General features: G+C 62.6%; 8 protein-coding genes and 1 riboswitch. Of the genes, 6 read left to right on the top strand and 2 right to left on the bottom strand.

The genetic code is table 11. The features are described from left to right. The first annotated feature begins 42 nt into the window (after positions 1-42). Positions 43-1,299 (top strand): hypothetical protein, encoded by a 1,257-nt coding sequence (locus AB0269_RS10980; RefSeq protein WP_366211225.1) that lies wholly within the window; start codon positions 43-45, stop codon positions 1,297-1,299. Positions 1,300-1,589: 290 nt separating this feature from the next. Next, a riboswitch (SAM riboswitch) is annotated at positions 1,590-1,707 on the top strand. Between the two features lie 285 nt (positions 1,708-1,992). After that, a complete protein-coding gene (locus AB0269_RS10975) occupies positions 1,993-2,442 on the top strand; it encodes a hypothetical protein (RefSeq protein WP_366211224.1) in 450 nt (149 codons plus the stop codon). Positions 2,443-2,461: 19 nt separating this feature from the next. On the opposite strand, the gene AB0269_RS10970 is transcribed toward AB0269_RS10975, so the two are convergent. Together AB0269_RS10970 and AB0269_RS10965 are read right to left on the bottom strand one after the other, a co-directional pair. Then, positions 2,462-4,264 carry an NERD domain-containing protein/DEAD/DEAH box helicase gene (locus tag AB0269_RS10970; protein WP_366211223.1) on the bottom strand — a complete coding sequence of 601 codons (1,803 nt, stop codon included), beginning with the start codon at positions 4,262-4,264 and terminating at the stop codon, positions 2,462-2,464. Positions 4,265-4,345: 81 nt separating this feature from the next. After that, positions 4,346-6,241, bottom strand: a complete 1,896-nt coding sequence (locus tag AB0269_RS10965; RefSeq protein WP_366211222.1) for a DUF262 domain-containing protein — start codon at positions 6,239-6,241, stop codon at positions 4,346-4,348. 433 nt (positions 6,242-6,674) lie between these two features. Between AB0269_RS10965 and AB0269_RS10960 the strand changes: the two genes are divergently transcribed. From AB0269_RS10960 to AB0269_RS10945, 4 genes are read left to right on the top strand one after another with little or no spacing between them, the layout of a single operon-like run. Further along, the gene (locus AB0269_RS10960; RefSeq protein WP_366211221.1) at positions 6,675-9,128 is read left to right on the top strand and encodes a hypothetical protein; all 2,454 of its coding nucleotides are present in this window, start codon (positions 6,675-6,677) and stop codon (positions 9,126-9,128) included. A gap of 2 nt (positions 9,129-9,130) precedes the next feature. After that, complete coding sequence (locus AB0269_RS10955) at positions 9,131-10,651, top strand: AAA family ATPase (protein ID WP_366211220.1); 1,521 nt, start codon at positions 9,131-9,133, stop codon at positions 10,649-10,651. A 54-nt stretch (positions 10,652-10,705) separates the two neighbouring features. Next, positions 10,706-12,880 (top strand): DNA methyltransferase, encoded by a 2,175-nt coding sequence (locus tag AB0269_RS10950; RefSeq protein WP_366211219.1) that lies wholly within the window; start codon positions 10,706-10,708, stop codon positions 12,878-12,880. Further along, complete coding sequence (locus tag AB0269_RS10945) at positions 12,877-15,465, top strand: DEAD/DEAH box helicase family protein (protein WP_366211218.1); 2,589 nt, start codon at positions 12,877-12,879, stop codon at positions 15,463-15,465. The genes AB0269_RS10950 and AB0269_RS10945 overlap by 4 nt, the downstream gene beginning before the upstream one ends. Positions 15,466-15,490: the final 25 nt, after the last annotated feature.

Here is a 15,490-nt window from a genome sequence, read left to right as displayed (position 1 = left end):
CATGATGGGAATCGCACCGACCGCGCGGACCTTGGAGCAACAATGACCGAAGACCTCGAAGTCGAGCTGATCAGCGATGGCGCCGGTCTCGCCGTGATCGGTGAAGAGCGTGCTGTCGAGATGTTCCTGACCTCGCAGGGCCTCGAGGGGCGGGATCTCGGCATCCAGCGTCTGGGCAAGGCATTCGGCGGCGGATCGGCGGCACTTCAAGCGGGCTCGGAGATCGCAGCGAACTCGGGCCGCTGGATGAAGCTGACCGAGGAGTCGTGGAAGGCCGCGCAGCACCTGCCGAAGGTGACGAACTCGACGAGTGGTCACGTTCACGCAACACTGCGCGCGCCGAACGGTCAGTTCGCGAAAAACCTCCAGTTTCTCAAGAGCCCCGGTGCGATGCTGACCAATCCGGCGATGCTCGCCGGCGCTGCCGGCCTCATGGCTCAGCTCGCGATGCAGCAGACCATGGACGAGATCACCGACTACCTTGCGGTGATCGACGCCAAGGTGGACGCCGTTCTCCGTGCACAGAAGGATGCCGTGCTCGCCGACATGATCGGCGTGGAGCTCATCCTCGAAGAAGCCATGACGGTTCGGACGGAGGTGGGCCGTGTCTCCGAGATCACCTGGTCGAAGGTGCAGGGAACGTCGATGACCGTCGCTCGCACCCAGGCGTACGCGCTTCGCCAGCTCGATGCGCTCGCTGAACGGCTGGAGAGCACGGCGAAGATCGGCGATCTCGCCGAGGCCGCGAAGGCCGCGGAGAAGCAAGCGCAGGAGTGGCTCGCTGTTCTCGCCCATTGCTTCTCACTGCAGGAGGCGATCGGCGTGCTCGAGCTCGACCGGGTTCTGGACTCCTCCCCGGACGAGCTCGACCGACACCGCATCGCGCTGCGGACGGCGCGTGCGAAGCGCCTGACGTTGATCTCGCAGAGCACGGGTCAACTGATGTCACGCCTCGACTCCGCTGCTTCGGCGGCCAACTCGAAGGTGCTCCTTCACCCGACGATGTCACCGGCGGTGGTGCGGAGCAGCAACGAGGTCGCCGGCGCGGTGACCGAGTTCGACGCGCGACTCGGTATCGAGCGCGAGCGCGACTCCGTCGAGACGAAGCGCTGGAAGCACGCGGCCGTCGAGACCCGCGACAGCATGATCAAGGCCGGCACCGAAGGAATCGACGTTGCGGCACGCGTCGGTGGCGAGGCATTCGATCACGCGAAGGGCGTCGCATCGAAGCTGTCCGGGCAGCTGGCCGGCGGGTTGAAGCGGATCCGCCGCGAGTCTTCCAAGGACGGCGAGCGCTGACGGTTCGAGTGCCCTAAGAGACGTCCGTCACCGTGCTCCGTCGCGTCGGCTTCTCGGTTACTCGTCCACCTCTCCACTCGACACGCCACGCATCCGCATCGGAGAAGTGCACCCGGACGACGCGGTCGTCGCAGCACGGCGGAGATCCTCCGCGCCTGACGAGCACAGACATCGAGGGACGGGTGCGAGTTGATCAGCTCCGCCATCATCAGTTCGGTATCACCACGCACCGATAGCACGCCCGGGTGAGCCCAATCGATGTCGGACCCTCCTGCTACAGTGCATTTCAGGTTCACGAGTTGCAGCCTTCGGTACCTGGCCGGCTGCACGGCAACCCTCCTCCGTCGAGCGGGGTGCCCCAGGGGAAGAACCGGCCCGACGCAAACGCGTGCGGGCAAGTCGATGGGCTGACGCCACGTGCGTCGCCCTCCCACTGAGAGGGATATCGAAATGAACGCTAATCACGACGGTTCCGACCGCCGCTCCGACGGCTGGCCCGACGATGCGAACCGACCGGTCTTCGCCGACACCCGCTGGAGCGCACCGAGCGCCCGCTGGTGGGTCAGGCTCGGATTGAGATCGGCATTCGCACCGGGTGCCAGTGCGAACGATCGTTCTGCCCAGCGGGCCACGGACCGACTACTCGCAGACGTACAGCCGTCGGGGTTCATCCGTGTAAGCGACGGTATGGCGATGAGCATCGACGACGTCGTATCCGAACTCGGACGCGTCGCATCCGCTGAAGTTCAGCGGCGTGCCGGCGACGCCGAAGAGCGACGCGCTTACGGCTGGGCGCGAGTGCACGAGGCGCTCTCGGCCACGGATGCCGGGGAGCCAATCGACGACGGGCCCTGGTCAGGGTTCACCCGAGGAGACGCTCGGGCGTGGAGCTGGAACCTGTTTCAGTATGAACCGCACGGGTTCATCCACCCTGGTTCCGAGGTCCGCGCGAAGGCTCTGCGGCTTCTCGAAGAGGGCGGTCTGCCGACCGTGTTCGGTTACCCGGGTCGAGCGGCCGAACTCGTCACGCAGGGCCTGACGCCCGAGAGCTACCGTCAGACGCGAGAAGCGCTGGGTGCGCGGACGTTCTCGCCAGGCGACGTGTCCTTCAGCACCAGCCCCGGGTCGCGCTTCAGCGCGTGAGGCAGAGCCGACGTCGCTGTCAGTTCGCTATCACCACGCACCGATACCGCGCCCGTGTGAGCCCGACGTAGAGCAGGTCGAACCAGGCGAGGCCCTCGCTTCCGACGAACGCGAGGGCCTCGTCGCCGATGTCGGTGAGAATGACGGCTTCGGCATCCAGACCTTTGTACTTGAAGATCGACCCCCAGCGCACTCGTCCCGGCGGGGCCTTCGGAGTCGTGGGGGTGGGAACGTCGACGACCACGTCGGTGGTCGCAGCGTCCACCGGCCCCATGCCGACCGGCGCGTCGACCTTGAGTCGATCGCGCAGCCAGCGCTCCTCCTTGGTGAAGTGCTCGGCGGTGAGAACCTTGCCTGCAAGCGAGCGGCGGGAGCCGAAAGGGCTGAGGATGACGATGTCGTGCGCCTGGTGGTGCTCGAGCAGTTCCCGAAGGGCGGCGGCCAGTGCTGCGGATGCCTCGGCAGCATCCGCGACCGGTTTCACGGCGACTGGTGCGCTGATCGTCGAGGTGGCGCGGTGACCGCGGTAGCCGAACCTGCGTGAGAGCAGGGCCTCAGCGGATTCGGCGAGCGCGCTCACCTGGCGCAGTCCGCGACGCAGCGCGACATGGACGAGGTCGGGCACCCGCTCGCGCGCGACCGCGTACGGGTCGACATGCGCGTCTGCCGGCCGCAGAATCTGCTGCCGCGCATCCCCGGCGAAAGCGAGCCGGGTGCCGTCTGCCGCTCCTGTTCCGGCGAGCGCGAAGAGCAGGTCGAGAACGTCCGGGAAGCCCGCGATGTCTTGGAACTCGTCAACGCAAATCGCCTCGTATGCACCGAGCGTCGGATCCTTCTGCAGGGCGGCGAGCGCGAGCTGCGGGAGTTCCGTGGTGTACCAGTCGCGTCCGGCCTCCGCGGGGTTCTCCTGGATGCCGGCGACGCGGAGCATGATCGTGTTCAGGTCGTCGACATCGATGTCGCGGCCCGCGCGCAGCATGTCGCGGAGTTCGTCCGCCATGAGCACGTTCCAGCAGGTGACGAGCGTGCGAGCGTCGGACTTCCAGCGCTTCGCGAGCTGCGCGAGCAGGTAGCTCTTCCCGGTGCCGGCGGGTCCGTCGAAGTAGACGTGATCGTTGCGCTCGATCATCTCGAGCACGACACGCTGCTCTTTCAGCAATCGGTTCTCGTCGTCGAGGCGTTCGAGTTTGCGGTCGGCGAGCGAGCGCCCGCCGGCGAAGTCGCCGAGGAGCGCAGCCGCGATCTCTTCCACGTGCTCGGCCGTCATGAGCTCTGGGGCATGCTCGACCCCGTCGACGGCCGAGTACCAGGCGTCGTGCGCGTCGAGCACCTGTTCGATCGCCTTGATCGGATGCTGCAGATCGCCGTGCCACGCGAGCTCCCACTCGAAGAACTGCATGTCGCCGGGTGTCGCGTTCTTGAACTGGAAGCGGTCGAGAGAGGTGAACCAGACAAGACGCGCGATCGGTTCCGCGCCGCCCAGGATGTCGCGGTGCTTGAGGTAGCCGCGAAGGCTGCGGATGCTGCCGTCGAGCTGCTCGAACGGACTCTTGCCAGGGTTCGGCACGCGGTCGAGACGCCACTGGCCGTCCTTATACTCCACGTATTCGGGGCTCTTCGCCTCGATCACGACGATTCCGCGGCCGGGCACGAGCACGATGAAGTCGGCCTCGCCTTGGAACTGCGACGCATGCCGGTGGATCTCGAGGCTGTGCAGGACGATCCAGTCGTCCGCACCGGTCGCGCCGGCGAACGCGTCGAAGATGCGCCTCTCGGACACGTTGGCGCCGGAACGAGGGCGGACGGGGATCATGCGTGTCATGGTTGGGATGCTAGCGGGCCATAGAAATCAAACGCGTTACTCAGCGCAGGTCCGGAGCGAGCACCCTACTAACCACCGTTGCTAGTGCGGGTCACTCACGATCTGTTCTGCATCGTCAGTCTCGCTATCGACGAAGACCTCCTCGTCGCCCGCTCCCCCAGTTTCGATAACGGCCTTCCCTGTGGCCGCAGCAATCAAATGAGCGAGTTGCGCGCGCCGCTTGTTGATGAACGCATCGAAGTCGTCGGATCTGAGAGCCTCGACATCGATCAGATGTGATCGCAGCCGCGAATCCAGCGCGTCGACGCTGGATTCGCTGTCTGACCGCTCAAGCTCTGCCAGATACTGAGACGGCGCACCGCCGCCGATGATCCGGTTAGTGCGCGCGGTCAGGGGCGTCTTGTTCACGATCGAGTCGTAAGTATCACGAGCGATGCCCTGCGAACGGCACCAGTGCTGCGGGAAGATGTGGTGGATGTCGACGTTCTCGTCGAAGAAGACCGTATTCGTGAAAGCTTGGCCGGTACGGAAGTCGTGAGCGCCCTGCTGCATGAGCAGAGCGTTGACTCCTTTGTAGGCTGCGGACTGGCGAGAGCGGAGCGATCGGAGTCGGTCCTCCCTGAAGAACGCATCCCTGACGGTCGTCGGTTCGTCACCACCGTCGATCCAAGCCAGCACTTCGGTGAAGTCCCGCGCCATCCTCGTCTCGGTGGACGATCCGTAGAGTTCCCCGAACACGCCGTTCCAGAACCAGCGCGCGACCTTGGCGGCAACGCTAGCGATCTCCACCCTGTCCCCCAGCTCCGCAAGAATCGCCGCCAGCGGCACGACCTGACTCTGGTAGGGCAGGTCATAGACCCGGAAGATGCCGAGGCCGATGAGGAACTTCGCTGCCGCAACCAACCCGCGTTCGGCGTGGTCCTGGTACTGAAGGTACGCAGTCAACGGCAGGTTCAAGAGTGTCTGCCGCTTCAGTGAGACCTGGGGAAGTTCACGCCCAGACTTACCCGATTCGGCTGCAGCATCACGCACATCCCTGGTGTGGAAGAGCGCCACGATCTGCAAGAAATCTGTGTTTCCGACGCCGCTCAATACGCCGGCCGACGCCGACGGCATTCTCAGCGTCTGTCGAAGCCGCTCTTGACGCCCTTCGTGCCCCTCCGCGCCGTACCAGTCGCGGCGCAGTTCGTGTCCGTCTGCCGCGTACATCGCCGTGATGAGCTCGAACGCGTCGAGGGACTTGCCGCCGGTATTGACTTTCTCAAAAACCACACAGACGGCTTCCTTGGAAGTGGTCTTCCCAAGCTCGATGACGGGGACCAAGTAGTTCGTGAATTGTTGGATAACCTCGATCCGGAAGCGCTCCATTCGTGCCAGTGCCGGGCCAACATCATCGATGTGTGCTGTCAGATACGCCTGCTGCCAATCCGCCCAGCCCAGCAGGCTCGCGACTGGAAACATCTCCGCCCGAACCTCGTTCTCGACTGATGTCACATCGAGCTCAACCACCCGGCCGAAATCGCTCTTCACCTGCTTCGATTCCGGGACGATCACGATGGCATCGTCACGATCAGCCGTGGGGTCGAGCGCCTTGTCCATGTCGATGTAGAACCAGCGACGGACGCGCTGGTTGCGTGGCGTCACCGTCTCAACGACCTCACCTCGGAGCAGCACCTGGAACAGGGAAGTGAGCCGCTGCTGCCCGTCGAGGAGGAGCGAGTCAGGCTTGGCAACCTTCGCTGCATCAGGCGCGCCTTCGACCGGACGAGGACGGAAGTTCACATCGCCACCTGTCTCGAGCGTCATGACGGCGCCGACAGGAAACCCCCGTGAGATAGAGGCAATAAGGCTGCGAATGCGTTCCTCGTCCCACACCCAAGAACGCTGGAAGTCTGGAAGCTGAAGCGCGCCCGATTGCGCGTCTCCCAGTAGCTTCGTCAGGTGCACCGGGGAAGCCGTGAACATCGATCCAGCCATGAAATCCGCCCTTTCAAACCTTGACGAAACCGTAGCAAGCGCTCGGGCCGCGCCACTGCTGGCAACGCCGGCGGCCCTGTCCGCACACTCTGCCAAGATGAGAGGAGGGCCACCGTCTGAGGGGTCGGCTCGAGGGGAACAGATTGCGAGGGCGCGAATGGCGCTTGAAGTTGTCGGCGGAGGTTCTGGGGCGGTCGCGTCGTCGTCTCACGCCGGATGCGCGAGGTTTCGGGGGACGGATCCGCTGATCACCGGGCTGACGCGACGCAATCTTGCCAAGGCCGTTGGCTACTCCGACGCCTCAGGCGGAATCCCCCAAGCGCGATGGATGCGCGCGATGACGTTTGAGCGTCTCGTGCGAAATGAGGCTTTCGCCAGTCAGGTCGCAACTCGCACCGTAGGCGAACTAGGTCTAGACCGACCTGAAGAGGTCGTGACTGTTGATGCACACGCAAACCTCGATACGACGTCTGAAGCACTCGCTCAAGCACACTCCAGAGCAGTCGATCACGGCGCTGTGACATTGATGTACCAGTTGGCTGTGCCCTTTGTCGGCTTCGAAGAGTCCCGCGCGACCGACGTCAAGCCAGACTTCGCGGTCGTGGCCCCGTCTCACGGCCGTGCACACTCCTGGCTGATCATGGGTGACGCCAAAGACTACGAAAGGGTGCGTTCCCGAATCGACGACGCGCGAATGCTGAAAGGCTTTCTGCAGGTCGCAGTTGGTGCCGTTTCCGCTCGTGCGTGGTCATCGCTGCCTCAAGGGATGGCCGTGCACTCTCACGGCGTTCTTGCTGTGCCACGCAACGCATTCTTGCAACCCGAACCAGTGGTCGAGAACCTCCACGACTACCAAGAGGAGGTTGCGCTACGGATCGCAGAGCGTCGTCGGGAGGCCCAAGAATCAACGCACGTTACGGACCAACCGCTCGACGAGTTGGTCGAGCATCTCGAGGCCACGTTTGATCCCGCGAGATGTGTCACGTGCACGCTCTTCACATACTGTCGCGATGAGCTTCGGCACTCGACTCGGCCCGAAGACTTACTGATCGAACTCGGGATACCCAGAGACATGCGTAAGCGTGCCGTCGGTTTGGTCGACGGCACCACTCCTGCGAGTGGCGTTCCTGCCTCAATTGCAGCAAGTATCACCGCGACGGTCAGCGGCAAGGCAGTGCCAACGGGGCAACTTCGTGTTGACCAAGCCGGCGAACCGGGCACGGTCAACGTCGTCATCGCAAAGTCAGACGCCGCGGCGCTTGGGATTCACGGCATCGGCGTGCAGCGGGTCGCGGCAGACGGTCGGGGCAGTTGGGAGTTCGAGTCGTTCGGCGACCCTCAGTCTGCCGATACGCGCCGACTGGTCATGCGTCGCATCGGCAATGCCCTCAATCAGGCGATGCGAGAACAGCGGCGATCTGCCCGTGACGAGGTGCCAGGCTCGGTGCATCTCGTCGTACCCGACAAGGCCACCGCTGACGTGCTGGTTTCTATCGCCGACAATCTGGCAGGTGTCGAGCTGAGCCGACTGCGCTGGCAGCGCGACAAAGAGATGGGCCGTCCTACGTTGACCTACGACGGCGAGCCGGCCACCGTGCCCCGAGCGATCACCGAGGTCGAGCGCACCGCCATCGCCCTGCTTCTAGAGGATGATCGCTCGCGAGCATTTCATTTGCGGTCGCCCATCATCGATGTCCGCGCTGTGATGGCACGACACCTTGTCGCGGGTGGTCCGCTCACAAACCTCGGGCGACTTGACTATCTCGTTGGGTGGGCCGAGACCGATTCCGGAACCCCTATCGACCACCGAAGGTTCGCCGACGAGATCGAGAGCTCTGAGCACACACCAGGCGCCCGCCTGACGAATGCAACCTCCGACGCCTTGTACGAGGCACTCGTGGGGCGCCGCGGCAAGCCGGCCGAAACACCGGTCGCTGATCCAGAACGCTACGCGCAGCTGGTGACTGCAGAACTCCAGTACAAAGCGAACGTGCTCGAGCGGGCACTAGACGCGCTGGCGTGCATCCCCGCGTCGGTGCTTCGTCCGGCCCATCGCGCGATCGAATCCGATGCACAGGTGGTGTGGCGTCGGCGGCTAACGCTCCACGCATCGGACTTGGTGCGCTTCGGCCGCACATACAGACCGTGGCGAAACTCGCTTGTGCCCATGATCGAGAGCGATGGGCAGTGCAACGCACAACTGCTCGCCCTGGGTAACCCCCAGGTAGCACACGACCTCGCTGCTGACGCCGGTAACCGTTTCGTCGCGTTCGCGACGGTTGTGTCGACGACGCCGCTCGTTTTGGATGTCGATTCCAGACGCATCCGGGCGGGATCACGGATCGTGATGCTCACCCGCAACGGTGACGGCTGCGTTGTTGGCCCCACTATCTCGATCGACACGAGCAATCGCGGCTCGTTCAAGATCGACGGGCTGTCGATCGGGCCACTCGACCAGTCAGAGGCCGACGAGCCGTCTCGACTCGAGTGGGATCCCGATACCCTTCCGACGCTTGCGCCGGGTGACCATCTGGTCATCGCGGACTTCGCTTGGTTCTCGACACTTACTGGCAATCGATACTTGTCGGTCGACAAGCCAAAACCAGACGTTACATCCGCGCCAAAGGCTGACTGCAACGCCGACTCCTATGGTGACGACCCGCAGTCGCACCGATGGTGTTGTCGGTCACACGAAGCGAGCGAGGCGGAATTTTCGGACCAGATCGCCGAGAAGAGAGCGCGGGGTGAGTTGAACCCGCAGACCTGGCCACCAGTTCACGATGGCGATGCATTCGAGGTGTCGGCCGCCACTGCCGCGCTCGGCAACCCCTTCGAAGCGCCGCCTGAACTGGCACCAACTGATCAGAACCTGGATGATCTGGAGTAAGTGTGGAAGCAGCGGAAACAAGCCCGTTCGCGTCTCCGAAGATCACGGCCGAGAGCGCTATACATCACGACTCCGCAGCGGCGCTCAACGACGCTGTAGCGGATGCGGCAAGTGCGGAACTCGCGGAGATTCTGTCGGCCACATCGCCGATGGAGCGGATGCTCCTTAAGGCCTCGGCTGGCGCAGGCAAGTCATACGCACTGAAACGCCTCGTGGTCGAGGCAGCACAACATCCGCGAGCGGCGCGAGTTGCGATCACGGCGTTCACCAACAAGCAGGTTCGGCCGCTCGCAGTCTCTCTTGGCGAAGCGCTTGGCCGTGATGCCGTGGTGCTACTCGCCAGCAAGTCAGCATTCAGTGACGTCCCTGACGACGTCCACGAAGCGGTGACGGTTGTGCAGAAGAGCAGTGAGATACCGCATGACGCCACCGCCGTGATCGCAACGGTCGCGCGATTTGGCGCTCCCGGTGAGATCGGCCGCCTCACAACACACCTTGGTTCGGGCGCTAATGGCACGGCTCCTTTCGACGTGCTGTTCGTCGATGAAGCATGGCAGATCGCGCATCATCTCTTCGACAAAATCACTCGCCTCGCGCCCGTTTGGGTGGGAGTGGGCGACGTAGGTCAATTGCCACCGCTCGAGGTGGGAGAGAATCCTTGGCGCGGAGATCCCGGTTACAACCCGTATCGTGCGTGGCCCACCGACTACGCTGGCGATTCACGTACGTGGGAGCGTGAGCTGCCGGCTGTGTGGCGGCCAGCCGCGGGGCACCTAGCTCTTTGGCGCGCGTTCTATCCCGAGTGGACGTCACTTGACTGCGTGGCAGCGCCGGGCGACCGAGCCATTGACCTCGGCAAGATGACGGAGGACGGAGCGGTTGTCTGGGCCCAGGTGGGCACAGGAATTCCTACTCTGCTTGAAGTCGATGGGCTTCCGGAACCTGAGGCTGCCGACGTCGATCTCCCCCTGATCGAATTCGCAGAGCAACTGATCGATGTGTTCTTCGAAGCAGGCGCCGCACTCGTATCTGCAGGCTACGATGTCGACGTCCCGGGCCGACCGACCGGGACGTGGGACACTTCCCGCCCACGCGGGAACCACCAGGACCCACTCATCACCATTCTTGCGACGCGCAATCAGTCCGTCGACGATGCAACTGATGTTGTGGAGCGGCTGCGCACGAAGCACGACATCACAGAACGTGACCTCGTTGCCTCGACCGTCGACTCTTGGCAGGGTCAGACGAACGGCATCACCATCGCCGTACACCCGCTCAACGGTGCGTCAGAACTTGACGAGTTCAACTCCGCGTTCGGGCGCCTGGCCGTAGCGTGCACGCGCGCAACGCACGGCTTACTGATGCTGGCACGGCCAGGTCTCGATCAGCTCCTTGCGGAGGCGCCGGCCCGGTCGGGCACGCCGTTCGGCGAGCCCGGCACCCGACAGCTCCCCCGACAAACACACGAGCGCATACTCGCGACGTTTGCGCGAGCCGCCATTGACGTGTCGAGCGATGACTGACCAGCACTTGACTGAAAGAATCGAAGTTCACTCTGACCCAGATGGAGGCGTGTCGTGTCTCGGTTGAATGACCTGCTGCGGCGGCTTGACGCGAAGGACCCCGCGTTAGCAAAGGACCTGCGGAAAGAGGTCGATGCGCTGGCCAATAGGCGCGCCTTCGGCCTCAACTTCGAGCGTCACGTTCCCGAAGCCGTTGAACTGCCTGGCCGGCCGGTGCGTCGGGGAGACAAAGTGCGTGTCCTGCCGCCCCGCGGGTCGAAACCCAACGACGGTGACGACCGTCTCTGGCACGTGATGGGAATCGACAAGGATGCCGCCGGCGCCCGCACTGCTCAACTCGAGCTCTTCGACGATGAGTCCGTCACAGCTGAGTCCGATGTTGCCGACCTCGTCGTGGTCGCCGAGTTCCGCGATCCCATCTACCCGGGCCTTGTCTCGACCGGCAAGGTAGAGCGCGGTGGCGACAAGCCTTACCACTCCGTCATCAATGCGGAGAACTATCACGCGCTCCAGACGCTGCTCTTCACGCACCGTGGTCAGGTGGATGCGGTCTATATCGATCCTCCGTACAATACCCGCGACAGGGACTGGAAGTACAATAATGACTACGTAAATAGCGATGACCTTTACCGTCATTCAAAGTGGTTGTCGTTCATGGAGCGACGCCTCAAGCTCGCGAAGGAACTCCTGAATCCAGACGACTCCGTTCTCATTGTGACGATCGACGAGAAGGAATACCTGCGACTCGGACTGCTTCTGCAGGACCTATTCCCGCAAGCATCGATGCAAATGATTACTTCGATGATCAACAAGAAGGGCTCAACTCGTCCGGGTAGATTTTCCCGGTCGGAAGAATATCTGTTCATTCTAATGCTCGGAAAAGCATCAGTTTCACATGGTCACGACAACATGATGCTGCCCGAGATGGACGCAACCTCACGCCCCAAAAGTTCAATCGCGACAATCTGGAACAGCCTCCTGCGACGAGGAACCGATGCGATGCGCTCGGATCGCCCCAATATGTTCTACCCGGTCTATGTCGACCCAGACACCCGACGAATACTTCACGCCGGCCCCCCTCTCCCTCTAGGACAGGATCGCTCGGAGGTCTCCCCGCCGGAGTGGCTTCCGGCACACGCAGTTGCATCGTGGCCGCTTCGACGCGCTGGCATCGAAGGTCGTTGGCAAGTTGGGCATGAAACCCTCATGCGCCTCGTCGATCAGGGTCGCGCTCGCGGGGGCGAGTTCAACAAAGAGTCCGCGCAGCATAGCGTCGTGGTGATCAAAGACAAGCAAATGGCAGACGTCAAGTCTGGACACCTTGAGATTTCGGGTCTTGATGCAGCTGGCGCGCTTGTCATTCGGGCCGGCACTGCAACAGTGACTCAGCAGGTGAACGCCGCGCGGACTATCTGGGTACGGGATGCGCATGACGCAAGCGTGTATGGATCGACACTCGTAAGCGCGATGATCCCGGGGCGGAAGTTTCCCTTTCCGAAATCACTTTATGCTGTGGAAGACGCGCTGCGATTCTTCGTAGCAAACAAACCAAATGCGACGATCATCGATTTCTTCTCTGGTTCGGGAACCACGACGCACGCGGTCATGAGGCTGAACAAACAAGACAACGGACGCCGGCAGTCGATCAGCGTAACAAACAATGAAGTCAGCGCCGGCGAACAGAACACCCTCCGGTTGTCTCAGCTTCGTCCGGGCGACGCCGCATGGGAGGAATGGGGGATTTGTGAATACGTCACCAAACCCCGAATCGCATCGGCGATCACCGGCCGGACGCCAGACGGTGATTTGATCAAGGGGGACTACAAGTTCACCGACCAGTTTCCGATGTCTGATGGATTCGAGGAGAACGTCGAGTTCTTCACATTGACGTACGAGGCGCCACTCCGCGTCTCATCGAATCGCGAGTTCGAACGCATCGCACCGCTCCTTTGGTTACGCGCAGGATCCGAAGGTCGTCGCATCGAGAGTCTCGCGCACGGCTGGGACGTCACCGAAACCTATGGTGTGCTCGCGGATCTCGACCAGACTGAAACCTTCGTCGAGGCGATCTCGAGCAAGGAGCGCGCCCGATTGGCGTTCGTCGTCACAGACGAGGATCGCCTGTTTGAGTCCGTCGTAAGGGAGCTTCCGGAGCGTGTGGAAGCAGTGAGGCTCTACGAGGCGTACCTGCACAACTTCGAGATCGAAACGGGCAGGAGCGCGCTGTGAAATTCACGCTGAAGGACTACCAAGAAGACGCCGTCGACGACATCCTGCACACCCTCGAGCGCGCTCGCACGTCCTGGCAACGTGATGGTGAGGAAACGTCAATCGCGCTTACCGCGCCGACGGGTGCCGGCAAGACGGTGATGGCAGCGGCGGTAATCGAGTCGTTGTTCTACGGGAACGAACGCTTCAACGTCGACGCCGACGAGGGCGCGGTCGTGCTGTGGTTCTCCGACGACCCCAACCTCAACGACCAGACTCGCATGCGCCTCATGGATGCGTCGGAGAAGTTCACGTCGTCGGATCTCGTCGTAATTGAGCCGCCGTTCGCCCAACCGCGACTAGATCCGGGCAAGGTGTACTTTCTCAACACCCAGAAGCTGTCGAAATCTTCCAGACTCACCCGAGGACACGTCGAGGACACGAGCCAACTCGACATGGCAGAGGCGAGCACGCCGGATCTGCAGGGTTACACGATCTGGGAGACGATAGCGAACACGATCAACGATGATGACCGCACGCTCTACCTGATCCTCGATGAGGCCCATCGCGGATTCAACACCAAGGCAACTCGCGACAAGAACACGCTGGTCCGCCGACTGATCCAAGGTCATGCCGGGTACCCGGCGATTCCGATCGTGTGGGGAATCTCCGCGACGATTCAGCACTTCCAGGACGCCATGACGGAAGCGGACGCCGCCAAGGATCGGCGCGCTTTTCCGGCTGTGATGGTCGATCCTGGCCGCGTCCAGGAATCCGGCCTCGTCAAGGATGTCGTCAGTCTCGACATTCCGAACGAGGCGGGGAACTTCGATACCACGCTGGTCAAACTCGCAGCGCAGAAGCTCCTCGCCTCGACGGAACGCTGGTCAGAGTATTCGTCGTCACAGGGACTCACCGAGAAGGTCGTCCCACTCCTTGTTCTCCAAACCCCTAACTTGCCTGAGCCCGATCAGATCGGGCGTGCACTCGACGCTATCGCTGAGGTGATACCCGAGCTCCACATCGGCAACGTTGCGCACGTGTTTGGTGACCATTCACGTCAGTTCTTCGGGAAGTGGGACGTTGAGTGGATTGAACCGCAGCGCGTGCAGGACACATCGTTTGTGCGGGTGCTCATAGCAAAGGACGCGATATCAACCGGGTGGGACTGCCCTCGCGCAGAGGTGATGGTGTCCTTCCGGCCGGCGAAGGACAACACCCACATCACGCAGCTTCTTGGCCGCATGGTGCGCAGCCCACTGGCCCGCCGCGTTCCCGGTGACGAGGCGCTGAACTCCGTGGAATGCATCCTGCCCTTCTTCGACCGCACCACAGCGGGCAAAGTTGTTCGTTACCTGACCGGCCAGCTCGACGAAATGCCTGGCAGCGGCGGCTCAAAGAAGATCCTGATCGAAGGTCGCGAGCTTCGCCCGAACCCAGCGATCCCCGAATCCGTATGGCAGAAGTGGGATTCCCTACCGACCCAGACCCTGCCCAAGCGTGGCGCCCGCCCGGTCAAGCGACTTGTGGCGCTCGCACAGGCACTTGCGATGGACGGTGTGCGGGGCGGCGCGCTCTCTGACGCCGAGCAGGAGATGCACAGCATCCTCGACGCATACGCAACCCGCTATCGTGCCCTACTCGATGAGCAGATCGACGAGGTGTGGCGAGTGGACGTGCAGGAGATCCGCGGTACGTCAACCTCGAGCAAGTTGACATATCGTGAGTTCTCGATGCGCGCCGACGATCGCGCGATTCGCTCGGCGTTCGAAGACGCCAAGAAGGCCTTCGGGGCCGACATCGCGCAGTCATATGTGAACCACCTCGCCGGAGACGACGACGGAGACGACGACGGCTTGCGCGATGCCTATGTCAGGGCATCCGCTTTGGCCATGATCAAAGAAGTACGTGAGAAGGTCGATCTGGAGGCGACAGACCTCGTCAATAGGTGGCTCGCTGAGCACCGTGTCGCGATCAAGGGGCTTCCGGACGTCCGCCAGCAGGAGTACGAAGACATCCGCGCAATGACTACAGACCCTCAGCGAGGGGAACTAGGTCGCCCCCGGTCACGCATGGAGGACTTCAAGGTTCTCGATGAAAACGATCAGGTCGCCGATGCGCCGCTCGTCGACCGGCACCTCATGTCCGATGAGAACGGTATGTTTCCGTTGTCTTCGCTGAACGTATGGGAACGCAAGGTGGTAGCGGCCGAGCTTGCCCAGAGTGGAGCCATCGGGTGGTATCGCAACCCGATCCGCTCTGCCGTCGACTCTCTTGGCGTCGCCTACCGCGACGGCAACGGCAACTGGCGTGCCATGTACCCCGACTTCGTTTTCTTCCACGAGGTGAACGGGGAGGTCAAGGCCTCAATCGTGGATCCACACGGTCATCACCTCGACGACGCCGTCGTCAAACTCCGCGCCCTCGCTGAATTCGCACAAGAGTTCGGCCAGGAGTTCCACCGAATCGAGGCTGTCGCCGAGGTGGGGAACTCAATGAAGGTGCTCGACATGACGATCCCCGCGGTGCGAGACGGCGTGCTCCATGAGAACAAACCGGCCGTCGAGTTCTACAAATCAGACTTCGCCGTCGACTACATCGTGTGACCAACCACATTCACGCAACGTTCAC

Source organism: Microbacterium sp. NPDC077644, from assembly GCF_040702785.1.
Taxonomy (GTDB): Bacteria; Actinomycetota; Actinomycetes; order Actinomycetales; family Microbacteriaceae; genus Microbacterium.
Note: the sequence above shows the minus strand (reverse complement) of the source record. Positions and strands in the feature narration are given on the sequence as shown.